The following is a 23,718-nucleotide window of genomic DNA, read 5'->3' as shown; positions in this document are numbered from 1 at the left end:
CGCGCGGTTCAGCCTTCCTTCAAAAGTTTATTCACGGATGATGTGACGCCGCTGACGCCTTTGGAGATAAGCGCCACCTGGGTGACGCCGTTGTAAACATCCCGAAGACCAGCCATCATCGTTTCGAAGTCTTGCCCTTGTTGGGGAATGCCCGAGATTCCGGTTCCCGCCTCACCTGGAACGGGAAGCTTCTGCGCCGGTCCCGGTAGAGCGCCCTTCGAAAGGGCTATGTCATGGTCGAGCGCGGGGAAGGAAACAGTGTTGTGTGGATATAGGGAGGAAATCGTCTGCAACACGCGATCGCCCATGCCGCTCGTCGGCGCAGCCGCGCGCTGAACATCCATCGCCGCAGCAACTGGCGCCGCACTCGCTGGCCCCGCGGCGGCATCGTTTTTCAGCGAGTCGGCTGCATGCCCTAAGGCGCGCTCAAACTGGGCCTGCTCGACAATCGACGGTGATCCGACCCTGGGGAGGCCAGCCGTTAGAGTGGCAGAGATCGACGTGACAGGCATCATCATGTAAGGACTCGGTTGCTCTCTCTGACCGGGCGAGCCCCGCCCATTCATCACCCGGTGTCGGCGCAACACTCCTAGGGGGGCAAGCTGACAACAAGCTGACTAACGGCGGCGTCATTTCGACAATCTAAAATCTCTTCGGCAATTTAGTCACTTGTGATGATTTCAGCGTTTGGTTTATCAGTGCGACATGCCGAGAACGCTTATCCAACCCGTCACCCTGCATGTTTTGAGACTTCTTTGTGCCGGGTTTTTTCTGTCCACCGGGATTCACCCGGCGCATGCAGTCCCGCTGTCCCTTCCGGCGACACCCTATAGATACACGGTTCTGGATCAGGAGCTCGCTGCAGCGTTGCAGGAATTCGGCAACAACCTGAATATCAGGGTCAACATCAGTCCTGCGGTGAAGGGGCGAATTCGCGGACGTATGCCTGATTTGCCACCGCGCGCGTTCCTCGACCGCTTGACGAACCTTTACGGTCTACAATGGTACTATGACGGCCTTGTGCTCTATGTGTCTGCTGCACAAGAATCGCAAACTCGAATGCTTTTGATGACGTCGATTCGCTTCGATGCGTTCAAGGGGGCTCTCGACAAGCTTGATATCTCCGACGAGCGCTATGTGGTCAAACCCGTGCCAGGCAATGGCCTCGTCTTCGTTTCCGGTCCACCGCGCTTCGTCGCACTCGTGGAGCAGACCTTTAACGGCTTGGTGGCGCAGGCGCAGGCGCAGACTCACATAGCGGCAACGCCAAAGGAATCAGTGCTGATCTTGTTTCGCGGCTCCTCCACTACGGTCGTTCGCGACGGACGACCGGATGCTTCTTATTCTTCTGACATCCCACAACAGGATAGCGTTGGCGGGAAGCCTGAGCTGGGCAAGAAATGAACATTGAGGATTTCCCGCAGCTCTGAAGAACATGACTGCGGCTACCCCTTTGTGAACTCTTCGCAAACTCGTCAGTTTCTCGAAAGCTAATCCGCTCATGATGAGTCCCGGCAGCTCTCGCGGTGACTCCGGCCATTGTGTTGGACCGAACCTTGGAGCCGGCCCGGAACACAGCAATTGAAGGCAGGGCAGGCGCATTCGTGACCTGCCGACGCTTGGAATTGTCGAATTTTGTGAAACGCAAGGGATCTTCTGTCGGGGTCTCTTGTGGGGATTTCAACGTCACGTCTGAGGATGCATAATGTCGGCCAGTAATCTTTCAACTTTCTACCGCTCAAATTCGCTACAGTCCGCAAGGGGTTGGCCGGGCCTGAAAGTTTCCCATTTTGCGACCCAGCATCAGCAAAGTGCATCGTGCTTCGAAGCGATGCTGTCCACTTGTGTGCTGGCAGACAAGCCCGGCTCTTTCGCGCAAGGGGATCTGCCAGCGTCGAATCTTGATTCGACAATGGATAAATTGCGGCAGGACCCTTTGGGCCATCTGGCACCGGATGTCTTGACATTGAATGGCTTGGAGCAACACCCACTGGATCTGCTGCCGCCAAATATGAGGGCGGCTCTCAAGGAGGACCAATCGCAACGCTCCAAGGCGACTGAAGCCCAACATCTGCTCGGCGTCACTCCGAAGATCGAGCCGGCTCCCAGGCCGAGCCCCGGAATCACGTGGAACGGTGGGTCGCTGACCACGGCTGAGTTGCAGATTGTTGCGGTACTCAACCGTCACAAGGACCAATGCCCGCTTACTTGGAAGTCGTTGACCGACAAAGCCAATGATCCCTCTACGCCACCGGATCTGAAAGCGGCGATCCAGGGACTGCAGCAGGATTCGGGACTTTTTTATGCGATTGGCTCGCAGGGCGACGGCCGCTGTGGAGGCAAGATCAACGCCAAGGACTTGGCCGGATTTTCAAACCACCACCCACAAGTTGCTGCATTTCAGGAAGCCCAAGCGCGAAGCTACGAGCAGAACTACATACCATCCGACGGCAGCGGAGGTTTGCAGCCTTCGGTCATGACCTTGAGCGATGCCTTGCGGGAGTTTTACCGGTACTCCGAAAATCTGTCCAAGGACCTGAGTCTGGATGAGTTCAAGAAAATGGTCGGCGGCGAATCGAAAAACGGCAAATTTCCGCCCCAGGTCATTGCGGCGGCGCAATATTTCCTCGATCACCCCGATGCTTGGAACCAGTTGTGCGGTGGCTCGAAAGGGAAGATGCACAAAGAGGATTTCCTGCAAGTCGCCTCATCGTCGATGAGCCTCACGCAAACTGAGCTGAATACGGTCGAGATGATCAAGGACCATCAGGACACGTTCTTTGGAAGCGGTGTTCTGACTCGCGACAAACTGGCGAAAATGAAAGACGACAAGAGCCTTGATCCGAAAGTGCGGGAAGCAGCCTCTCAGCTCCTTTCAGATCCTCTTTTGTTTGGCCTCCTGAACAATTCGATCACGGGCTATAAGACCCATCATAAATTCTTCGACTTTGGCGGCGGGCATACGGTTGATTCCGGCAATATCAGCAAAAAAGACTTTGCCCATTTTTGCACAAACATGTCGTCTGCGAACCGCAACGTTCAGCAGCCAATCACCCACGGCGCCCAAACCGCAGAAGAGCAGAATGCCGTCGCGGACATGAAGATGGGCCTGATGGACCAGCCTGACATTAAGTCAGCCAAAAAGAACGGCGGGGCCGTCATGCACGTCGTCGACTCCGTGCTCAAAATCGAGACGAAAGTGCTCGACTTGGCGGCAACGGCGGTGGGACTGCTCAGCTTCATTCCGGGCCTCGGACAAGTAGCCGATCTTGCCTCGATGGTTCTCGAGGCTGAGTCGCAAGCAGCCAATCTCCTGCGTACGGCCATTAACGGAGGCGATATGAAGCGAGCGCTGGAGGAAGCTGGCCTCAATATGGCCGCGCAGGCGATCGGCCTTATCGCAGGCCCCGAGGTCAAGCTGGCCATTCGAAATGGGCTCGTAAAGCACCTGATGGAAGAGGCCTTGGCGGCAGGCATTGATCTTTCGGTCTCGACGGCGCAGGACTACGCAGAAGGCTATGTGAATAACCTCAAAGCGCGCCTTGCAGGCGGCCCTGAGCAAAGCCTAGGCCTTCCGAGCATGCCATCATTCCAGAGTGTGGCAAGCAATGTGCCCTTCGTCGGCATTGCCTTATCCTAGCCGTCGCCTTGCGCGGAAGCTTTGGCTCGCGCGCTGACATAAGGGTCATTGTGGCACAAGCAGGGGTTCATCCGCATCAACGCAAGCGGTGTTCCTGACGCCATCTGGATCGGACTGTGAGGGGGATGTCCGAAGTCTGTGAAGACTTCGGTATATGACGACTTCAGAGTTACGCTGAGCCCAGCCATCTCGAGCCGGTGCGCCGGGTCGAGGTTTTCACGGGCGCCGGCCGGTAGCGGGAATGGTCTCCGGAAGGCACGGCGCGGATGGTGGCGGAGCGGCGCAGCCGAAGGAACGGCTGTCGCGCGCCCAGGGCGGCCTCCCGAACAGCAGACGATGATCTCCTGCCTTGGGCCTATATCCTCGTGCCACGCTCAAGGCAGTCGGCTGAAAACAGCGCTGATTTAAAACAGCATTATCCTGCACTGCACCCTCGATCCTTGCGCTCACCGATCGCTCGTCGACACGCACGCGGTCAAGTCGTTATCGGCGCTATGCCGATGGGCTTCGAGAGCAAGGTGGACGCTGAGCGGTGCGTCAGCCTCAGGGCGCGGCTGGCCAGCTTTGGGTCTCACGCTCTATGACGGCAACACCCGGCTGATCCACTTGGCCTGTTCGCGGGCTCCCGGCAGCGGCGCGGAAGCCACGGTCCGCCTTCCTCGGCTTCAGGCCAAAGATACCGCAGCATGCTCCAGAGCTATGTCTGCCGCCTTCGCCCCATCGTCGCTGGTCATGTGGAAAGGACAAGCAGGCTACGCACCCTATAATCCCGTCGGGCAGGATTCGACAGTCGACGGCGAGACATTCGCCAAACCTCCCCCTTGATTCTCAGCAACGTTAAAAAAAATTCACATAATGTTCGTGAGTGTAGTCTCCTGTCAGGTGGTACATTAGCCCCAATATCTGGCGTCTTAGTCGTAGAAAGGACTGTGATCTATCTTCCATTAGCATCCATACCAGCGGATTTACAGCAAATGACGAGAGAGGTCTCATGCGGATTGATGGGGATAGAAGGGCTAGCGGCTTGCTGCATCCCGTCCGGGTTGATGCTAACCAATGTTGACACTGGTAAATCGCCTAAGGACGGCAGCGCATCTTGATCGCCTTCGAATCCTGGGCCTTTGCGCGCATGCGGATCTAACCGTCGGCGAGCTGGCCGATATTACCGGTCTGCCTCGCGAGCAGGTTCGACGCCACGTTCGGCGGCTGGTCAGAGCCAACTTTCTTTGCTGCAACGAACAACGTCCGCAGTCTTCGTACCATATGCAAGCAGGAGGCAAGGATGGCGAGCTGGCTCAATTGGTGGTCGATCTCCTGCCCCACGATGATGGCCATCATAAAAGAGACCTACAACGCCTGGAAGCAATACAAGACGCGCGGTTGAAGGGACCGCCTGCTTGATCGTGAAATAGATCAGTCCAAATGGAGCGCGACTACCATGGATAACTCCGCCGGCGGCGCCATCGCGCAGCCCGACACTTACGGGCGGCCTCACTTAGCCGCCGTCGACTCCCGCGTTCACGAACTGCTTCTAAGACAGGAGCGTCAGGAGCGGACAACTCTCAAACTGATCGCCTCCGAGAACTTTGCCTCCTCGGCGGTGTTGGAAGCGACCGGGTCGATTTTCACCAACAAGTATGCCGAGGGATACCCCGGTGCGCGCTACTACGCCGGAAACGAGATCGTCGATGAGCTTGAGACCCTCGCGATCGAGCGCCTGAAAGCGCTATTTGGCAGTGAACATGCCAACGTCCAGCCTTATTCAGGCTCGCCAGCCAACCAGGCTGTCTATCGCGCGCTTTTGAGCCCCCGTGACAAAGTCATGGGCTTGCCTTTACCCGAAGGCGGCCATCTGACTCACGGTTGGTCCGTCAATTTTTCCGGCAGCGATTATCAGCGCGTCCCGTACAGGCTGCACGAAAAGACACAGCAAATTGACTATGACCACTTGCGCGAGACCGCCAAGCGGGAACGCCCGAAGCTAATTTGGGTCGGCGGAACTGCTTATCCGCGTATTTTTGACTACGCGGCAATGGCCGAAATTGCTTCGGAGGTGAACTCGTATCTGGTGGCTGACATCGCCCACATCTGCGGCCTGGTTGTCGCAGGAGTGCATCCGAACCCCGTGTCCCATTGCGATGTGGTCACCAGCACCTCTCACAAGTCGATCCGCGGTCCCCGGGGTGGCTTCATTTTATCAAGGAATGAAGACCGTTATCAGCCCCTCCATCATCCGAAGAGCAAACACAATCTGGCCAAACGTATAGACCGCGCCGTGTTCCCTCTTCTGCAAGGCGGACCGCATATGAATACTATCGCCGCGCTTGCCGTCGCTTTGCAGGAAGCAGCGAACTCGTCCTTTCGTGTCTACGGTCAGCAGATCGTCCACAACGCCAAGGCTCTGGCCCAGGCACTTCTGGAGCGAGGTTATGAACTCGTCACCGGGGGCACTGACAATCACATGCTGATCCTTGATCTTCGGGACCGGTCGCTGTCAGGCAAAGCCTATGCGGAGCGCTTATCGCGTGCAGGCATCATTGCGAATTTCAATATGGTCCCGGGCGACCGGCGGCATCCGGCGCTGACAAGCGGCATCCGCTTAGGGACACCAGCGGTGACGTCCATGGGCATGCGCGAAACGGAGATGGTGCAGATCGCCGCTTTCATCGACTCGGTCTGCCGCCAGCCCGATGACCAGGAAGTTCATGCGAGCGTACGAAGAGACGTTGCCGACTTCTGCACTGCGTTCGATGTTCCCGGCATCCCCGACCGATAAGCCACCCCAATCCAGAAACTCCTCACTAACTCCAGCACTTGAAGCGAGGGCATTTTTATGACCAGGCAGTTCGTGTTCTCTTCCGAATCCGTCGGCGCGGGACACCCCGATAAGATGGCAGACAACATCTCCGATGCCATTCTCGATGCGGTCCTGCGCACCGATCCGAAGGCGCGCGTCGCCTGTGAAGTGTTGGTGAAGACGGGGATGGTCGTTGTGGCTGGCGAGATCACCAGCCATGCCCACATCGATTACAGCCAAGTCGCCCGCGATACGATACTCGATATTGGCTACGACGATGATGCGATTGGCTTTGATGGTCGACGTTGCGCCGTCGTTCTGGCCCTCACCGAGCAGTCGCCCGACATAAGCCAGGGCGTTGATGAAGGACGAGGGCAGGATCTCGGGCAAGGGGCAGGGGATCAGGGCATCATGTTTGGATTCGCATGCAACGAGACGGATACATTGATGCCCCTGCCGATCCAACTCGCTCACCATTTGACGAAAAGACAGGCCGAGGTCCGGAAAGCGGGACAGCTTGGCTGGCTGCGTCCGGACGTGAAATCTCAAGTGTCGGTACGCTACGAAGGGCTCCGCCCGGTGGCGCTGGATACCATAGTCCTGTCAACGCAGCATGACGAAGCGGTCTCACAAGCCACGGTCCGCGAAGGCGTCATTGAGGAGATCATAAAACCGGTCCTGCCGGCCCACCTGGATACTTCGGGGATCAGATTTCTGGTCAACCCAACAGGGCGGTTCGTGGTCGGTGGGCCTGCCGGCGACTGCGGCCTCACAGGACGGAAGATCATCGTCGATTCCTACGGTGGGACCGGGCGTCACGGCGGCGGTGCCTTTTCGGGCAAGGACCCATCCAAGGTTGACCGCTCGGCGGCCTATGCCGCCCGGTATGTCGCGAAGAACATCGTTGCCAGCGGCCTTGCGGAGGTCTGCGAGGTTCAGCTTGCCTACGCGATCGGCGTGGCCAGTCCGGTTTCTGTCATGGTCAATACCTTCGGAACCGCAAGGATCGAGGAAAAAAGGATCGAGCGCCTTGTTCTCGAGGTTTTCAATCTCCGACCGAAAGGCATCATCAAGATGCTTGATCTCTTACGGCCGATATACCGCAAGACGGCGACATACGGACACTTCGGGCGTGAAGAGCCTGAGTTCACTTGGGAGAAGACGGACAAAGCTGACGATTTGCTGCGTGAAGCCGGACCGGCAGCTGCGTGAGGGCGGCTGGATCAAGCGCATGCGGCAACCCATTTCAACTCGCGAGACCACGCCCGGCCGGCGTGGCAAGAAGCCGGCTCGGGTTTTGGCGGAGATTTTGATGCCGGATTATGACGTGCTTTGCATCGGCAATGCCATTGTCGACATCATCGCCCAGTGCGACGAGGAATTCCTCGAGACCAACGGCATCATCAAGGGCGCGATGAACCTCATCGACACACAACGCGCCGAACTGCTCTACAGCCGCATGGGCCCGGCGATCGAAGCGTCCGGCGGCAGCGCCGGCAACACGGCGGCCGGCGTCGCCAGCTTTGGCGGCCGCGCGGCCTTCTTCGGCAAGGTCTCCAACGATGCGCTGGGCGAAATCTACGCCCACGACATCCATGCGCAGGGCGTCGCCTTCGGCACCACGCCGCTCAAGGGTGAGCCGCCGACGGCGCGCTCGATGATCTTCGTCACGCCCGACGGCGAGCGCTCGATGAACACCTATCTCGGCGCCTGCGTCGAGCTTGGCCCTGAGGATGTCGAAGCCGACAAGGCGTCCGGCGCCAAGGTCACCTATTTCGAAGGCTATCTGTGGGACCCGCCGCGCGCCAAGGAGGCAATCCGCCAGACGGCGAAGCTGGCGCACGCGGCAGGCCGAGAAGTGTCGATGACGCTGTCGGATTCGTTCTGCGTCGACCGCTACCGCGACGAATTCCTCGACCTGGTGCGCTCGGGCACGGTCGACATCGTCTTTGCCAACAGCCACGAGATCAAGTCGCTCTACCAGACATCGTCGTTCGACGAGGCGCTGGCCCAGATCCGCAAGGATTGCCGGATCGCCGCCGTCACCCGCTCGGAAAAAGGCTCGGTGATCGTGCGCGGCGACGAGACCGTGGTGATCAAGGCGACCGCCATCAAGGAACTGGTCGACACGACGGGCGCCGGCGATCTCTATGCCGCCGGCTTCCTGCATGGCTACACGCAAGGCCGCGACCTGCAGACTTGCGGCGACCTTGGCTCACTGGCAGCCGGATTGGTGATCCAGCAGATCGGCCCCAGGCCCCGTCAGAATTTGCGCCGCGAGGCTGAGCAGGCGGGGCTGACCATTCCGGACGTTCAAACGAGTTAGTGGCCTACCTTCCCGTTGTGCAGGCTATCTCGCCAGAAGCGCAATCACGGAATAGGGAAATCCTGATGTCGAACATGATGAAGGCGCTTGTGAAGGCCAAGGCCGAACCGGGCATCTGGATGGAAGAGGTGCCGGTGCCGGAAATCGGCCCCAACGACGTGCTGATCAAGATCAAGAAGACGGCGATCTGCGGCACCGACGTGCACATCTACAATTGGGACCAGTGGGCGCAGAAGACGGTGCCGGTGCCGATGGTGACGGGCCATGAATTCGTCGGCACCGTTGCCGATTTCGGCGCAGCGGTCACCGAATACAAGGTCGGCCAGCGTGTATCGGGCGAAGGCCACATCGTCTGCGGCCATTGCCGCAACTGTCGCGCCGGGCGAGGGCATCTGTGCCGCAACACGCTCGGCGTCGGCGTCAACCGTCCAGGCGCCTTCGGCGAGTATCTGGCGATCCCGCAGCACAATGTCGTGCCGATCCCCGACGATGTGCCCGATGAGATTGCCGCGATCTTCGATCCCTTGGGCAATGCCGTCCACACCGCATTGTCCTTCGATCTGGTCGGCGAGGACGTGCTGGTGACTGGCGCCGGGCCGATCGGCATCATGGGCGCGCTCGTCGCCCAATGCGTCGGCGCGCGCAAAGTGGTCATCACTGACATCAACCCGGTGCGGCTGGCGCTAGCCAAGAAACTCGGCGTCCAGCATGTCGTCGACGCCTCGAAGGAGAAGCTGCGCGACGTCATGCCGGTGCTCGGCATGACCGAGGGGTTCGACGTCGGCCTCGAAATGTCAGGCGCCGCCCCCGCTTTCCGCGACATGATCGACACCATGAACAATGGCGGCAAGATCGCCATTCTGGGCATCGCGCCGACCGGCTTCGAGATCGACTGGAACAAGGTCATCTTCAAGATGCTGCATCTCAAAGGCATCTACGGCCGCGAGATGTTCGAAACCTGGTACAAGATGATCGCGCTTGTGCAGGGTCCGCTGGATGTCTCCGGCCTGATCACCCACCGCATCGGCATCGACGATTTTCAGATCGGTTTCGATGCGATGAAGAGCGGCAGTTCCGGCAAGGTGGTGATGGACTGGTAGGGATTGCCTTGGCCGCTATTCAGGAAAAGCTGACGACAGCACCTCTGGTCCGCCGGACATTTTCCAACTAGGGGAACATGGCTGGGTGGAGAGCTATGGCTCCGCTACGTGCGCTCGCTAATCATATACGGCGACGTATCGCGGCCCACCCGGTGACGGTCGATGGGGCAATTCGCTTCAGTCGATGACGGAAACCCGGTGAACCGATGCTGAGGCCCCGACGCGATCGTCTATTTCCTATGATCTGCGATTGAGGTCGAGGTGTTGCCGCTTTCAGCGGGTAAGATGCGATAGACGACTTCCGGTACCCTTCCGGTCAGCGAAAAGGAAGGCAACGAGCCGCATTGCCTCAAGCAAAATGTTACCAATAGTGTCCTGTTCCAAAGGGGATGGACAGGTCGTGCCATTCCGGTTCGGGGGAAGGATGGCGCGGCTCAGCATGGCGACACGGTGAAGCGGCGATCGTGGAGCTTTATTGCGGCGTTGACAAGCGGCGCATTCTGGATGAGTTCGAGGCGGTAACCGGCTATTATTCGCAAGCGCGCGATCCGTCTTATGAACCGTCGTGAGCAGAGGCCGTCTGCGGGCAAGAGCCGCAGCCGCTGTTACGGCAGCGATGTCCGCGACGCGCTCATCGTGTTGTGGGAGGATTCGGAGCGGCTGGGTCCGCATCGACGCTCGCGGCGGCCAGCGCCGCCGGGCAGGAATGAGTTCGCAGTTCGCCGCTCGGTGCCAGCCCGCACCTTCGGCGATTGGAAAGATCCGCCGCCCGGCTTTGTTGAGCGCATTCGGGCACGTCTTCGTCAGGGAGCTTCGTGCAGACGATGGTGCTGACCGGATTGCCGCCGGCTGGACCGATTGCATTCCGCTCCGCACGCGCGACAGCGGCAATGTGATCATGGCGATCAAGCAGGCCCGCTCCCGGTTTCGCTGACCCTGTGCTGCTGTTTGCCGGCATCCGCCCGCACAGGAAGAGCTTGTAAAAGTGCGGAAATCGAGGAGCCGTTGGTCGTCGATCTTCAGCCTGAACGCGGTCGTTTGCTGGTGCCGCAAATCGGCTGTTGCATGTACATCCCTGTCAGACGTCAGTTTTCCTCGCCTATTTTGGTGTCGAGCGCGAAGTGCTCCAACCAGATTGCAAGGCTTTTTGGAAATGAGAGCGGCTTTGCGCAGGGCGCTCCGTTGTTGAGCATTCAAGCTACCAAGCCAATGACGCGCAGGTTCCACCAGGCTCGCCAGCCTTGAAGGACAGCGAAAAAAGCAGAGCACGACAGACACAACAGTGCATCAGGACGCCGCAGTCGTTGAAGATGGTGCGCTGCATCCATACCGTGGATGCATTCGATCCAAATAATCGATTTGTTCAATCAGTTTCTCGAAAGCTAACCCTACCCTCTGTGGGAATCGGGCTCTGAGCCGCGACGCTGCCTTGCGAGCGCAGGGGCTGCACGTAGGAGAGATGATGCAACGAGAAATCGCACGCGGGTTGCTGGCCTCGTGGGTTCGCCGACCGGCGTATTTGAGCCCGTCAGTTGGTCCTCACCCGCGCCTATTGCCACCGAGCGACTTGCATGTCCCTCCGACTCGGACCAGTTCCGAGAGCTGCGACGAGTTGCGCGCCGTGTGCTCCGATCAGATGGCCGCCGGTGACGCGTTCGATGGGCCGTCCCTCTTCGAGAGGAGATGAAATGCGAACGCTGCTCGTGGATCATCATGCGGATCTTGCGCGCGCCATGCGACTTGCGCTCGGGGATGGCGGCTTCGTCGTTGATGTCGTTGGTACTCTGGAACTGGCTTCGAGTGCATTTTCTTGCGCCAGCTATGAAATTCTCCTGCTGGAATTGGCTCTGCCAGATGGCGATGGCTTGGGTTGGCTGAGGCAGTTGAGGACCCACGGGCATTCAGTTCCTGCCGTCATTATGAGCAGCCTTAACGATCTCGATAAGCGAATTGCGATCTTCAACGGTGGTGCGGACGACTTTCTGCTCAAACCCATCTCTACCGATGAGCTTATTGCCAGAATGAGAGCCATTCTGCGCCGGGCGACACAGATGACCGACCTGAGGCTCGTATTTGGCAATCTCGACTTTGATCCGGTCGCCCGCCAGGTTTTCGTTGATGGGCACCCAATGATGATCGCACGTCGCGAACTCTGTGTTCTAGAGCACCTGCTTAACCGGGCAGGCCGCATCGTGCCCCGTGCGCAATTGGAAGATCACCTCTATTCATTCAACGACGACGTGTCTGCCAACGCGCTTGAAGTCGGAATTTATCGTTTACGGGGACATCTGACCAGATCAGGTGCAACGCCACGGATCAAGACCATCCGAGGCATTGGTTACATCCTAGAATTGACTGACGCCTCGTCCGCATAGTTTGTCGAATCGAAAGAAGATCTATTTTGCTGATCCTTCAACATCCTTGCGCTGCGCTCAATTGGCGGGCGATCGCCAACAAGGTTACAAGACCTGCAGTGCCCCGTTACCTGGGCCATCTCCTCTGCGCGCTTATTGTGACTTTCCCACTTGGTGTCGCGGCGCAAAACAAGCAGGACAAAGGCCCGCCGCATGCGGCTTCGAATAGCATCAACGCCACGCTGACCCTTTCCTCTTCGCTCGGGGAGACCGTTCATCTGCCCGGGCCAGCCACGACCATCTTTGTTGCTGACCCCACGATCGCGGATTTTCAGGCGCCATCGAGCAAAACAATCTTCGTCTTTGGCAAGAAATCGGGGCGGACCAGCCTATTCGCCTTGGATGGCAATGGCGAGCCTCTCGCCGAATTGCGTATCGTTGTCACGCAACCGATCGGGGATTTACGCGCCATGTTGCGGGAGCAGGTCGGCGACTATCCCATCCGCGTCAACTATACGCCGCGCGGCGCAATCCTTAGCGGGACGGCGCCCGACGCAGAGGTCGCCGACACCGCAAAAAGAGTCACTGAGCAATATCTGGGCGACGGAGCGCAAGTCGTCAACAACATCAAGGTCGCTGGATCCCTGCAAGTTAACCTCAGCGTGCGCGTAGCCGAAGTCTCACGCAGCGCCATGAAGTCACTCGGCGTCAACTTGTCCGCCTTCGGTCAAATCGGCAATTTCAAAGTGGGCGTTCTAAGCGGAAGCGCTGCAAGCGCTGGGTCTGGTTCAACCCAGGGTGGCGGTACAGCAGAAATCGGATTCGACAACGGTGCCGTCAACGTCAGCGCGGTTCTCGACGCGCTCGCCAAGGAGCATATAGCTTCCGTCCTGGCTGAGCCGAACCTCACCGCTATGTCGGGTGAAAAGGCCAGCTTTCTCGCGGGCGGCGAATTTCCCATTCCTGTCCTGCAGGAAAACAGGCAGGTATCGGTTGAATTCCGTCACTTCGGCGTCAGTCTGGAATTTGTGCCGACAGTTCTCAGCAACAATCAAATCAACATTCACGTAACGCCCGAAGTCAGTGAACTGTCGACGCAAGGTGCCGTGCAAATCAACGGAATTTCCGTGCCGGCAGTTTCCACGCGCCGAGCCGATACGGTCGTCGAACTCGCCAGCGGCCAGAGCTTCGCAATCGGCGGTCTAATCAGGCGGAACGTCAACAATGATGTCAGGGCCTTTCCCTGGCTCGGAGAACTGGCGATCCTGGGACCGCTTTTTCGCTCGACCTCGTTTCAAAAAGAGGAGTCAGAACTGGTCATTCTAGTTACGCCTTACATTGTAAGACCAGGCTCCAACCCAAACCAGATGAGCGCACCGACCGAGCGGGCGGCACCGGCTTTGAACGGAGGGGGCGCTCCGACGAATTCCGTGACAAGTCCCCCGCGAGACCGCGCTGCTATCCGTGCGGGCGCGCCAAGCGCCCAGGGCGGTCTCGGCTTCATCATCGAATAGTGTCATCCAAAGATGTTGCGTTTTATAATCCTCTTTGTCGCTCTGGCACCAAGCGTAAGTGGCTGCACAAGCACTACGCCAGTTGATGTCGAACCATCGGCACCAATGCTTGTCCGAGAGGAGACCACCGTCCTGACGTTGCAAAGCCTGCGCGCTTCCGAACGGCAGCGTTTGCGTGTTTTCCTAGACAAGGCCAGTCGCGGCCGGTTCGATGCCATCCACCTCCTCATCAGCGGTTCGCCCCAGCTCAGCGCAGGGGTAGCCCATCAGGCCAGGCAGTTGGCAATCGAAGAAGACAACATTCAATTGCGCGATCAACACGACGCCGGCTCAGTGCGAATTGAGGCGATTGTCTATCACGCCCGTCCGCCGGTCTGTCCCTCATATGGTGCCTTACCCAATGAAGAATCCTTCAAACAGCCGCTTGGTTGTTCGACAGGACATAACCTGGCCGTGATGGTCAACGATCCGCGCGATCTGCTCGACAATCAGGCCGTCAAGGCCGGCGATGGCGATCGTGCTTCTGTACCAGTTGCAACTTACAGAACATTCGGGACGGATAAAGGTGGCTGATACCGCCCTTATCTCGGCAGCACTCCTACCGGAGATTGAAAGCTTCCAATCGCGTCCTGATCTAAAATAAAAGGAACCGCTGGATGCAATATAGGCGCTATATCGAGGGCCTTAGGGCCGTTGCTGTACTTCCGGTCGTACTCTTTCATTTCGGAATTTCGGCGATCCCGGGTGGCTTTAGCGGGGTCGATATCTTCTTCGTCATCTCCGGCTACCTAACCAGCGGAAGCCTCCTGGATGACCTTGAACGCGGCCAATTTTCCATCGTCAACTTCTACTGGCGCCGTGCCCGGCGCATTCTGCCGGCGCTCGTCTTTGTGATGCTTCTCACCTGCATTGCGGCATTGTTCATTCTTCTGCCACCGGATCTGCGCGGATTCAGTCTTAGCATCATAGCTACCTCGACCTTCTGGTCGAACGTTTTCTTCTGGAAAACGTCAAGTTACTTCTCTATCGATGCCGCGCTTCTACCACTGTTGCACACTTGGCCGCTTTCCGTAGCGGAGCAGTACTACATCTTCGCACCAATCCTGATGTTCCTAATCTATCGCTACATCGGGAAGCGCTGGCTGACGACACTTCTTCCGATAATTCTCTGCAGCTTCGTAGTGGCGGTGATGGCGACATCGCTGGCACCCACCGCCGGATTCTATCTGCTGCCGACCCGAATCTGGGAACTCATGTTGGGCGCCCTGCTCATGCTCAAATGCCCCTCGCCGCTGGGCAACCGACTCCTGATGGAGTCGGTGGGGGTGGCCGGATTTGGCCTTCTCGCCATCGGGTTCTTCGCGATTTCGGCGAGTGATCCGTTCCCAGGCTACAACGCCTTGTATCCATGCATCGGAACGGCCCTTCTGATCTATGTTGGCCAAAATACCCCCTCGACGGTCGCCACCCGCATGCTCGAAGTCAGGCCGCTGGTCTGGATTGGGCTCATCTCGTATTCGTTGTATCTTGTTCACTGGCCTCTCAATGCGTTCGCGCACTATCTTTCGTTCCAAAAACTCGATCCGTTGATGACCGGTGCGATGTTGGTGGCAAGCCTCGCATTGGCTGCATTCTCCTGGAAGTTTGTAGAGCAGCCGTTTCGACAGAAGAGGGCCTTCACCTCCCCGGGGCCTATCTTCGCCTTTTCAGCGCTCGCGATCGTTGTCCTTTGTGCCGGCGGAGCGGCGGGGGCGCTCGGCAACGGCTTTCCGCAACGGTTTCCGGACTATGTCCAGCGGCGCATTTCCGTCGGGGACTGGAGGAATGGCATCTGTTTCAACGAGGGCACCAGCCGGATCGAAAGCTGGAATATGGAGGATTGCACGCGCACCAGCGGTTTTCCAACAACGGTTTTTTTGTGGGGCGACTCCTTCGCCGCGCACTATGTTTCCGGCTTGGGTGCTAACATAAATCGATTGCAGGCGAACATCGTTGAATATACGTACGCCAGCTGCGCGCCGATACTCTATTACTACCCGTACGATCGTCTTGATTGTGTCCGGTTCAATCGCAAGGCCTTGGACGTCATCTTGGAAGCGGACATCAAGACGGTTATCCTCAGCGGTAGATGGAGTGACTATGAGGTCAGAGGTTTCGACGGTCTTCAGCAAACAATCGCTACGCTTCGTGCCCTGGGCGTGCGCGTGTTTGTCATCGGCCAGTCTCCGCAGTTCCCAACTGACGTCCGGAAAATTGCGTTCTTCGCCAAGCGCCAAAATCTGGACGATACGTCCTGGCCGATCGCGATGGACCCCGACGTCAACGAACGTGTGCGCTCATTTACCAAAGGCGCCACATTCATCGATCCGCTGAAATTCCTGTGCAGCGCAGGACGCTGCGCCTATTTCGATAGAGGAGAGTTTTTATATTTCGACTATGGTCATTTCTCTTCAGCCGGCGCCACACTGGCAATCTCGAAATACTGGCCGGCTTTTGGCAAGGACAATGCTCTTCCTAAGACGAAGTAGCGGCTCAGCGGCTGACAAGCACCAGTACGGGTCCCAGTGATAGCTCCTGCTTCCGCAGCAGCCGCGACGATGGAGCTGTTCAGGTTTAAGGCCCCCCGATAGTGACCTAGGTGTGGAGCTTCAACAGGTTGTCCTCGATCAGGGCGAGGCGACTGATAGGCGTTTTTGACTTTAGGCTGCCATGTGGACGATGCCAATTGTATCTGTGCAGCCAGACAGGCAGTTCGGCGGCACGATGATCGGATGTCGGATAGGCAATGGCGTAGGCCCATTCGCGCAGTGCTGTCTGGATGAAGCGCTCGGCCTTGCCATTGGTCTTGGGCGTATAGGGTCTTGTCGTGACGTGCTTGAGGCCGAGATCGCGGCAGGCCTTGGCGAAGGCCTTTGATCTGTAGCAGGAGCCGTTGTCGGTCATGACGCGGGCTATCGTGACGCCGAGGCTGGCGTAATAGGCGACCGCGGCCTTGAGGAAGGCGATGGCGCACTCCTTTTTCTCGTCGGGCAGGATTTGCGAGAAGGCGATGCGGGACGCGTCGTCGATGCAGACATGGACGAACTCCCAGCCGGCGCCGCGCGACTTGCCCTTTTGCGGATCGCCGGTGATACGATGGCCGACTTGGCTGAAGCGGCCGAGCTTCTTGATGTCGATATGGATCATCTCGCCGGGATGCTCCCGCTCGTAGCGCCGGACCGGTTCGGCCGGCTCGATATCCCTGAGCCGCGACAGCCCGGCACGCTTGAGAACCCGGCTGACGGTGGCGGGCGAGACGCCGACCTCATGGGCGATGTGCTTGCCGGTCAGCCGCTGGCGACGCAAGGCTGCGATGCGCTCGGCCACGGACTGTTCGGTCAGGCTCGGCATGACGGTGGGCCGCGACGAGCGGTCGACCATGCCGGCCCGCCCTTTGGTCTTATAGCGCTCGACCCAGCGCGCCACGATCTTGGCCGACACGCCATAGACGCGCGCCGCATGGGCTTTGGAAAAAGCGCCTTCTATCACCGATAACGCCATCTCCTCTCGACGCAGCGGTGTGAGACGGGCATTCTTGTGGATGTTCATTCGGACCCTCCGATGGATGCTGAAGCGTGGTAACTCCAGTCTCCTCGGTCCGGTCCGAATGGACAACCTCTCGAAAGCTCACACCTAGGATGGGTGCTGCCACGCGGCTCGGACTCAGCGTGCATTATCACGTAAATGTTGAGAGAATGAATGGCGCCGCGAAGGGCAATTCCAGCCGTCCAAAGCGACAGGCGTGTCGCGGCCTCGACATTGCAGTGGCGCTTACCTAACACGGCCTCACACTGCCCTCTAAACGGCCCCGAATTTGAACTGACGGCCCCTGGCCGGTTCATCGGGCAGGTCAAGGGCTAGGTGTAGTACACAGGGCTCATAACTTTCAGTTTCTAGTTGGTACGATGGGCCGTGGACGGTCGATGCAGACTTCAAGATGGCGAACGAAGCTCTCCATGCGTGCGTTGTCGAGGCAAGTGCCTTTGCCATGCTCGCGACTGGAGAGATTTCAAAATGAGCCTTGTAAGCGGAGAATGCCGCCGACGCTGTTCGGCTTGCTCGTGCCCTTGACGGCGGTAGGCTCGGCAGGGCCGAGGCCAGAGTTGCCGTAGTGGTCGTAATCGACCTCGGCTGTGACCGTGAAGCCGGGAACGACCATGTAGGCGACGTTTGCAGCCACACCAGCATCCTTGAGCTGATCACCCGAGACCTGAAGGTTGAACGAAGTTTTCTCGTCAAACTCGTAGGTGGCGCCCGCCCAGAAAGCCCACTGGCCGTTCCAGATTTTGTACGAGCCGCGCCCATGATTGGCAATTGCGCCGTTTGAGTCCTCGTTGAGACTGGCATTGGAACCGTAGCCGAAGAGTCCAAACAGCGACAGCTGGTTTGTGACAGCGACGTCGACGCGGATCTTGCCGGCAAAAGCTTCGTAATTGCTGTCATAAGCCGCGACGCCGATGATCGAGCCCCAGCCTTGCGTGTATTTCAAGCCGGCGACAACGTGCGGAATATAGCTGTCGATAGTACCGGCTGAGCCCGATCCTTGTTCGAGCGAAATCACAGTCGAAATGCCGTTGCCGGCGTCGAAGTGGTACTGAGCCACGTTGGTGTCGAAGCCGGCCGACGGAACGAGCATACTATCGAGAACGTTGCCAGCGTAGCTTGCAAACGTATCGAAGGCCGACCCCTCCTTGCCAACTCGCAGGCCTCCCAGCTCGACCCAGGCAGAAGCCAGTGCGAGGCCGCTGTTGAAATCATAGTTCTGAGGACTGTCATGCGAGTTAGCGCTGTTGCCAAAATTCACCTGGGTTTCGGTATAGGTCGTCAACGCGCCGAGCTCGGTCTGCTGGCCGGTCCAAGTTTTGAACGTGAAGCGTGTGCTGTTTCGCCAAGTGCCTTGGTCCTCGCCAGTTCTCACGTCCGAGGTTCTTGCGCTGTCATACGATCGGACGTCACCCAGGCCGATATCGTAACGGACATAGCCGCCGATGCGCAGGCAGGTCTCGGTGTTGGGAATATAGGAATATCCCGAGCCGAGGACGTCGCAGATCTTGATGTACTCGGCCGGTTCCCGCTCGGCGCCAGCTGCTCGACCGACGGAAATGGTCATCAGAGCAGTTAAGCCGAGAAGAGGACTCTTGATGTACATGTCTAGATCTCCATGAAGGAATAAAAAGGATAGAGGCGAAAGAGCAAGCTTTTCCTCTAAATTTTGTGCGTGTTGTCTCCAATATGTGGACGCCAAAGCGCTTGACACGAGAGGTGAGCCAGCGTAAAAGCCACATGTACTTATAATAGTGTTTTCTGCTAGGAGATTCATTATCGTTTACATGTGAAACACTCCGGTCGGACCGCTGCAGCTCTCCGAATAGAGCAGCAAGCGACATGCCAACCTGAAGCGTAGATGCGGCCGACACCAAAATCGGGCCGACGCGCCTTCGTCTCGCTGGAATCACTTTTTTTGAGGGTCACTGCGAAAAGAAATGTGCGACACGGTTCGCCATGTTCGATATGTGACAGTCTCGTTTAACAGCGACGGCTTCCCGTCTGACCGCAACGGAGGCCGCGCCATCCGCTACCGAGAAGGATCACTGCGCGTACGCTCCGCAAGGGCTGCGCCAGGAACAGAGGGCGTGCACGTCCGAGGCGTCGCATGGTGGCCGCAGCACCTTTTCGCCGCTGTAAGTTCGCCGTGCAGGTACATTGCGCGGCCGGAAGCGAGAGGGAGCGCACCCTGAAACGGCTGCCTACGGCTCGCCTCGAGTAATTGGCGATGAACAGTATTCTCGAGAACTTAGTCTCGACGGAAAGAGCAACGAAAGGAAGCCGCTTGGACGAGCACGATCCGAAGGAAGAACCGATCGAGACCATTTTCCGCAACGGCACAATCACTGCCGTGGGTATCCTGCTTGCCTTTTCCCTCGGCTTCCTCACTCATTGGGCCGCGAACCCCTTGCCATGGCAACTCTACGATCTGTTCGCCGTAGTGCCGATCCTGCTCGGCATCGCACTGCAGATGAGAGCGCTGTCCATGCTGCTCGACATGAGTTCCTTGCGGCGCCCCATCTACGAACGCGCCAATCGCATTTTCATGGTCGGCCTCATCCAGACCGCGTGTGGCGTCGGCATGGCCATCTTGGTCGATCTTTTCGGGATATCGGTAGGGGGCACGCTGCCCGGCGCTTGACGACAAGCCACACCGCTCTTCGCTCGAAGCGACGTCAAGCCGGGGAACCTTGTGCACCCCCTAGCGGCGTCCTCCTTTCATCAAATGAGCCGACGTCAGCTTTAGAGCGTCTCGGTGGCTAAAGCCGGTATGGTTTTTCGGCCGGCAGGGAAGGCCGCTGGCTGGACCTGGATGGCGTCTGAACGAGGCTTGACAGGTCCGTTGCGTCGGACATGAATTTCGCATTGCAAAGTTCTTCCGCAGACGCCTCAAGCACACTGCACTGGCGTCACGTACTCAGACGTTGAATGCGGCACCGCACCATCACCTCAGGCGCAACCATGGCACGCGCGCTCCCCGGCGTGGTTGACCCCATCCTGTCCAAACGAGACTGCGACATAAGCGGGACGCACTGACTTAGGTCAGAGACCAGGACGAGCGCGCAACGAAAGAATGATGGATGAGCGACGTGGGATGACAGCTCCTTGCACACCTCAATCCTGACAAAGTACCGGGACCCCCGGCCGCCTTGGTATACCATCTATCCGACTGTGCCAGACTTCTCTGCGGCAGTTGGTGCTGACGATTATGAGGAATGGCTGGGGGGCCTCCCGGCCGACGAATCGGTGTCGCTCTATTTCCACATTCCGTTTTGCCGATCCATGTGCTGGTATTGCGGCTTCCCTACCGCGGTCATCCGTCGCAACGGCCCGATCCTTAATTATTTAGCGGTGCTGCGTCAGGAGATCAGTTTGGTGTCGGAGCAAGTGCGGCAAGGGCTGCCGGTGAGCGATGTGCATTTCGGCGGCGGAACGCCTCACCTTATCGGGCCAGCCGAGCACTTGGCGCTGATGGAATTTCTACGCCGCCACTTCGCTTTCAGCAAAACTGCTGCGATCGCCGTGGAGATCGATCCCCGAACGTTCACACCGGAAATGGCCGAAGCCCTGGCAGCTAACGGTGTCAACCGCGCGAGCATCGGATGCAGAGCTTTGATCCCGATGTGCAAAGGCGATCAATCGGATCCAGAGTAAGGTGCAGACGGCCGCTGCAGTCCAAAATCTCCGCCGGCATGGCGTTGGCCATATCAACTTCGACCTCATCTTCGGTCTACCGAAACAGACTGTGCAGTCCTGCATCCAGACCGCGATGGCTGCGGTCGCCATGCGCCCCAACCGGCTTGCGGTGTTCGGATACGCGCATATTCCTTCCGTGATAAAGAATCAGCGCCTAATCGAGCAGGCAGGTCTACCGGACGGCGATCTTCGCGCCGAACAGGCTGCAACTGTCGCCGAGACACTGGTTGGCGCTGGCTACCGGGAGATCGGGCTCGATCATTTCGCTCCGCCGGACGACGAACTTGCGCTAGCGCCAGAAGACCGGGCGCCTACGGCGTAATTCGCTGGGATACTCGGCCGATACTTGCAAAACGTGATCGGCTTCGGCGCGTCGGCTATTGGCCGAGTCCGCGAGGGGTATGTTCAGAACGAAGTAACACGGGATTCTTACGCCCGGCACATCGCAAGTGGACGTCTGGCGACATCAAAGGGTCACCGTCTGACCGACGATGACCGGGTGCGCGCAGCGATCATCGAGCGACTGATGTGCGATTTGGAGGCCGACGTGCCGACCATCTGTGCCGCCCACGAAATCGAACCAGCTCGTTTTCTCGATTCAGTTGAGAGTTTGGTGACGCTGGCTGAGGAGGGGATCCTGGACGTCGAAAACGGCTTCATCCGCGTGCGGCCGGAGCACCGCTTTGTTGTTCGCGCCGTTGCTGCTGCATTCGATGCTTTTCTCGCGAATCGATGAGTTGAGGCCACGACGCCGAAAGGCATCAGACCTTGTTTGGCGCTCGTCGGCATGGGCTCTCGCAGAAGACTCCGCAAGCGTATGCAGGGGACTTCCACTTGACGCCGCGTTCACCATCATCTCGCCTGGGTGCGCGCGAAAGCGCACAACCCGGAGCACGCTGCTCTCGGTGTGAGGCTGTGCTCTGCAAAGCACCGGTGATCCACCCTGTCCCTGGACAGCAGCTTGATGGCGTCATCTTGGAGGACGAGAAAAGATTGTCGAGGTACGGGTACGAATTGCCTCGGTCGTCCGTTCAATCGAAAGCACTGTCTGCGGAGGCACCTCTCCTTCATGCAGTGACAGGAGATGCTGGGCGACTTCCTTATCTGCTGCGGTGAGTCGATGATTTAGGCGGAGAAAGTCCATCCAGGTGGGGGTGCGGAATGTCTCCGTCCAAAGTGACGGTGTTTGCAGATTTCGCTGGAGCGTCCAGTTTCGTGCACCGGCACGGCTCTGGACGTGTCGCCGCGTGCGCATGGAGCCCAGAAAGGCCTCGATATTTTCCTCCGATATCAAATACTCGACCTTGGCCACGATAGGGCCACTTCTGGGTTTCAGATCGAGAGCCACGTCCGGCGGATGAAAAACTGAACTTTCTTGATCGGTTTCTTCCCAGGGACGGACCGGCAACACGATCCCCGCTGCTGCAACCAGCAACAGAGCGCCTGCGGCGCCCTCCAATGCTGAGGTCAAGGAATAGTTTTGCGCGACAGAACCCCAGATCCAGCTGCCAGCAGCCATACCGCCTGCGCTCAAGGCGTAGTAAATGGAGAGCGTGCGGCCTACAACCCACCTTGGGCTTGCCAACTGCACCGACACGTCAATGCCCGTCCAGGTGATAAGCCAACCCGCTCCGCCGAGCGCCAGCGAAATGGCCGCCACAGGAAGCGACGATGTAAGGGCAAGGGAGAGGCAACAGACTGCACAAGCCACAGAGGCGAAGGCCACCAGCCTGTTTTGAGACGTGACCTTCCTCAAGAAGCCGTTGCCCATACCCGCGATGAAAGCACCCATGCCGAAGCCGGCCAATAAGATACCGTAGACAATTGGCCCACTCTTCAACTGATCCCGGACGACGAGGGGGAGCAACGCCAGAATGGAGATGCTTGCCAACCCGAAAAGAGCGGCTCGGGCGGTCGCTGCCCTGATCTCCAAAGACATCGCCGTAAAGCGCACTCCGTCATGAATTGCCGTCGTCATTCTCTCACGAGGGAGAGGCGAAGAGCGGACCTCCCATTTGGTGCGCCATATCGCGCTTATGGGCGCCAGATCACTCACCGCAGCCAAGGCGAAAGCGGCCAGCGGCCCAAAGACGGCCAGGATCACGCCCCCCAAGGCTGGACCAACGCTGCGCACAATGTTGTATCCGACGGACATAAGCGTCACTGCGGCCGGAATGTCGCGTTTGTGAAGGATATCGCCGACCGAAGCGTGCCAAGCCGGATCATTCAAGGCAAAGCCGCAGCCGGCCAGGAAACCTAACCCGAGAATCAGCCAAGGACTGACAAATCCCAGACCCACAGAAATCATCAGCGTCGTCGACGCCGATGCTATCAGGCAGTGTCCCGCAAACATCACCCACCGGCGGCTGAAGTTGTCGGCAATGGCTCCGGCGAAAACTGAGAGGAAGAACACCGGCAATGTGGATGCGGCCTGGACGAGTGCCACCATGAGGTCGGACGCTGAAATCGTTGCCATAAGCCAACTGATGGCGACCGTTTGCACTAGCCAACCGAGGCTGGAAATCTGGGTGGCCGCCCAAATTGAGCGAAACACCTTGTTTCGAAATGGGGCGAGCGTCTTTGAAACGGGCGGTTGGGGATTTTCGCTCTGCATGAGGTATTGCTGGCCTTCGATGAGCGCTGCGATTTGAGCAAGCGGGTCGATACTTAGACATCGCGGAGCACCGCACGGACCCCAGCTCTATG

General features: G+C 58.4%; 16 protein-coding genes and 2 pseudogenes. 14 read left to right on the top strand and 4 right to left on the bottom strand.

Annotated elements, in window-relative coordinates; genetic code table 11:
• Window positions 1–8: 8 nt before the first annotated feature.
• On the bottom strand, window positions 9–518 hold the full coding sequence (locus tag EJ076_RS01025) for a nodulation protein NolB (protein ID WP_024505368.1): 510 nt from the start codon (window positions 516–518) through the stop codon (window positions 9–11).
• A gap of 187 nt (window positions 519–705) precedes the next feature.
• Between EJ076_RS01025 and EJ076_RS01020 the strand changes: the two genes are divergently transcribed.
• The 12 genes and pseudogenes from EJ076_RS01020 to EJ076_RS00965 all read left to right on the top strand — a co-directional run bounded on the left by EJ076_RS01020 (window position 706) and on the right by EJ076_RS00965 (window position 16,259).
• Complete coding sequence (locus EJ076_RS01020; RefSeq protein WP_024505367.1) at window positions 706–1,404, top strand: secretin N-terminal domain-containing protein; 699 nt, start codon at window positions 706–708, stop codon at window positions 1,402–1,404.
• A gap of 301 nt (window positions 1,405–1,705) precedes the next feature.
• Window positions 1,706–3,640, top strand: a complete 1,935-nt coding sequence (locus EJ076_RS01015; protein ID WP_024505366.1) for an HrpF/NolX family T3SS translocon protein — start codon at window positions 1,706–1,708, stop codon at window positions 3,638–3,640.
• A gap of 1,056 nt (window positions 3,641–4,696) precedes the next feature.
• Window positions 4,697–5,041, top strand: coding sequence for a helix-turn-helix domain-containing protein (locus tag EJ076_RS01010; protein ID WP_082826567.1), 345 nt, complete (start codon window positions 4,697–4,699; stop codon window positions 5,039–5,041).
• Between the two features lie 37 nt (window positions 5,042–5,078).
• The gene (gene glyA, locus EJ076_RS01005; protein ID WP_063169266.1) at window positions 5,079–6,416 is read left to right on the top strand and encodes a serine hydroxymethyltransferase; all 1,338 of its coding nucleotides are present in this window, start codon (window positions 5,079–5,081) and stop codon (window positions 6,414–6,416) included.
• 57 nt (window positions 6,417–6,473) lie between these two features.
• Window positions 6,474–7,649 carry a methionine adenosyltransferase gene (gene metK, locus EJ076_RS01000; RefSeq protein WP_063169265.1) on the top strand — a complete coding sequence of 392 codons (1,176 nt, stop codon included), beginning with the start codon at window positions 6,474–6,476 and terminating at the stop codon, window positions 7,647–7,649.
• A 100-nt stretch (window positions 7,650–7,749) separates the two neighbouring features.
• Entirely contained in the window at window positions 7,750–8,763 is a 1,014-nt protein-coding gene (locus EJ076_RS00995; RefSeq protein WP_063170366.1) for an adenosine kinase, read from the top strand.
• 65 nt (window positions 8,764–8,828) lie between these two features.
• The gene (tdh, locus tag EJ076_RS00990; RefSeq protein WP_063169264.1) at window positions 8,829–9,863 is read left to right on the top strand and encodes an L-threonine 3-dehydrogenase; all 1,035 of its coding nucleotides are present in this window, start codon (window positions 8,829–8,831) and stop codon (window positions 9,861–9,863) included.
• Between the two features lie 714 nt (window positions 9,864–10,577).
• Window positions 10,578–10,746, top strand: a pseudogene (locus EJ076_RS35555) (transposase); the annotation flags it as partial.
• Between the two features lie 805 nt (window positions 10,747–11,551).
• Complete coding sequence (locus tag EJ076_RS00980) at window positions 11,552–12,238, top strand: response regulator transcription factor (RefSeq protein WP_063169262.1); 687 nt, start codon at window positions 11,552–11,554, stop codon at window positions 12,236–12,238.
• A 71-nt stretch (window positions 12,239–12,309) separates the two neighbouring features.
• The gene (locus EJ076_RS00975; protein ID WP_063170365.1) at window positions 12,310–13,731 is read left to right on the top strand and encodes a type II and III secretion system protein family protein; all 1,422 of its coding nucleotides are present in this window, start codon (window positions 12,310–12,312) and stop codon (window positions 13,729–13,731) included.
• Between the two features lie 12 nt (window positions 13,732–13,743).
• Window positions 13,744–14,304, top strand: coding sequence for a CpaD family pilus assembly lipoprotein (locus EJ076_RS00970; RefSeq protein WP_063169261.1), 561 nt, complete (start codon window positions 13,744–13,746; stop codon window positions 14,302–14,304).
• Window positions 14,305–14,387: 83 nt separating this feature from the next.
• Complete coding sequence (locus tag EJ076_RS00965) at window positions 14,388–16,259, top strand: acyltransferase family protein (protein ID WP_063169260.1); 1,872 nt, start codon at window positions 14,388–14,390, stop codon at window positions 16,257–16,259.
• A gap of 106 nt (window positions 16,260–16,365) precedes the next feature.
• On the opposite strand, the gene EJ076_RS00960 is transcribed toward EJ076_RS00965, so the two are convergent.
• Window positions 16,366–17,319, bottom strand: coding sequence for an IS481 family transposase (locus EJ076_RS00960; protein ID WP_063169259.1), 954 nt, complete (start codon window positions 17,317–17,319; stop codon window positions 16,366–16,368).
• A gap of 460 nt (window positions 17,320–17,779) precedes the next feature.
• Window positions 17,780–18,919: a porin gene (locus EJ076_RS00955; RefSeq protein WP_063169258.1), complete on the bottom strand. Its 1,140-nt coding sequence runs from the start codon at window positions 18,917–18,919 to the stop codon at window positions 17,780–17,782.
• A 681-nt stretch (window positions 18,920–19,600) separates the two neighbouring features.
• Between EJ076_RS00955 and EJ076_RS00950 the strand changes: the two genes are divergently transcribed.
• Window positions 19,601–19,957, top strand: coding sequence for a hypothetical protein (locus EJ076_RS00950; RefSeq protein WP_024505577.1), 357 nt, complete (start codon window positions 19,601–19,603; stop codon window positions 19,955–19,957).
• 464 nt (window positions 19,958–20,421) lie between these two features.
• Window positions 20,422–21,748, top strand: a pseudogene (gene hemN / locus EJ076_RS00945) (oxygen-independent coproporphyrinogen III oxidase).
• Between the two features lie 234 nt (window positions 21,749–21,982).
• Here the strand turns inward: hemN and EJ076_RS00940 are convergent.
• Window positions 21,983–23,626, bottom strand: a complete 1,644-nt coding sequence (locus EJ076_RS00940) for an MFS transporter (protein ID WP_063169257.1) — start codon at window positions 23,624–23,626, stop codon at window positions 21,983–21,985.
• Between the last annotated feature and the right edge of the window lie 92 nt (window positions 23,627–23,718).

Origin of the sequence: Mesorhizobium sp. M7D.F.Ca.US.005.01.1.1, assembly GCF_003952545.1 — a bacterium.
GTDB classification, from domain to species: Bacteria; Pseudomonadota; Alphaproteobacteria; order Rhizobiales; family Rhizobiaceae; genus Mesorhizobium; species Mesorhizobium loti.
The sequence above is the reverse complement of the archived record's forward strand: the minus strand, read 5'-3'. Positions and strand labels throughout refer to the sequence as shown.

Bases quoted from the DNA above. Each gene is read 5' to 3' on its own strand.
- EJ076_RS01025 (WP_024505368.1), bottom strand. From the start codon at position 518: ATGATGATGCCTGTCACGTCGATCTCTGCCACTCTAACGGCTGGCCTC.
- EJ076_RS01020 (WP_024505367.1), top strand. From the start codon at position 706: ATGCCGAGAACGCTTATCCAACCCGTCACCCTGCATGTTTTGAGACTT.
- EJ076_RS01015 (WP_024505366.1), top strand. From the start codon at position 1,706: ATGTCGGCCAGTAATCTTTCAACTTTCTACCGCTCAAATTCGCTACAG.
- EJ076_RS01010 (WP_082826567.1), top strand. From the start codon at position 4,697: ATGTTGACACTGGTAAATCGCCTAAGGACGGCAGCGCATCTTGATCGC.
- glyA (WP_063169266.1), top strand. From the start codon at position 5,079: ATGGATAACTCCGCCGGCGGCGCCATCGCGCAGCCCGACACTTACGGG.
- metK (WP_063169265.1), top strand. From the start codon at position 6,474: ATGACCAGGCAGTTCGTGTTCTCTTCCGAATCCGTCGGCGCGGGACAC.
- EJ076_RS00995 (WP_063170366.1), top strand. From the start codon at position 7,750: ATGCCGGATTATGACGTGCTTTGCATCGGCAATGCCATTGTCGACATC.
- tdh (WP_063169264.1), top strand. From the start codon at position 8,829: ATGTCGAACATGATGAAGGCGCTTGTGAAGGCCAAGGCCGAACCGGGC.
- EJ076_RS00980 (WP_063169262.1), top strand. From the start codon at position 11,552: ATGCGAACGCTGCTCGTGGATCATCATGCGGATCTTGCGCGCGCCATG.
- EJ076_RS00970 (WP_063169261.1), top strand. From the start codon at position 13,744: ATGTTGCGTTTTATAATCCTCTTTGTCGCTCTGGCACCAAGCGTAAGT.
- EJ076_RS00965 (WP_063169260.1), top strand. From the start codon at position 14,388: ATGCAATATAGGCGCTATATCGAGGGCCTTAGGGCCGTTGCTGTACTT.
- EJ076_RS00960 (WP_063169259.1), bottom strand. From the start codon at position 17,319: ATGAACATCCACAAGAATGCCCGTCTCACACCGCTGCGTCGAGAGGAG.
- EJ076_RS00955 (WP_063169258.1), bottom strand. From the start codon at position 18,919: ATGTACATCAAGAGTCCTCTTCTCGGCTTAACTGCTCTGATGACCATT.
- EJ076_RS00940 (WP_063169257.1), bottom strand. From the start codon at position 23,626: ATGCAGAGCGAAAATCCCCAACCGCCCGTTTCAAAGACGCTCGCCCCA.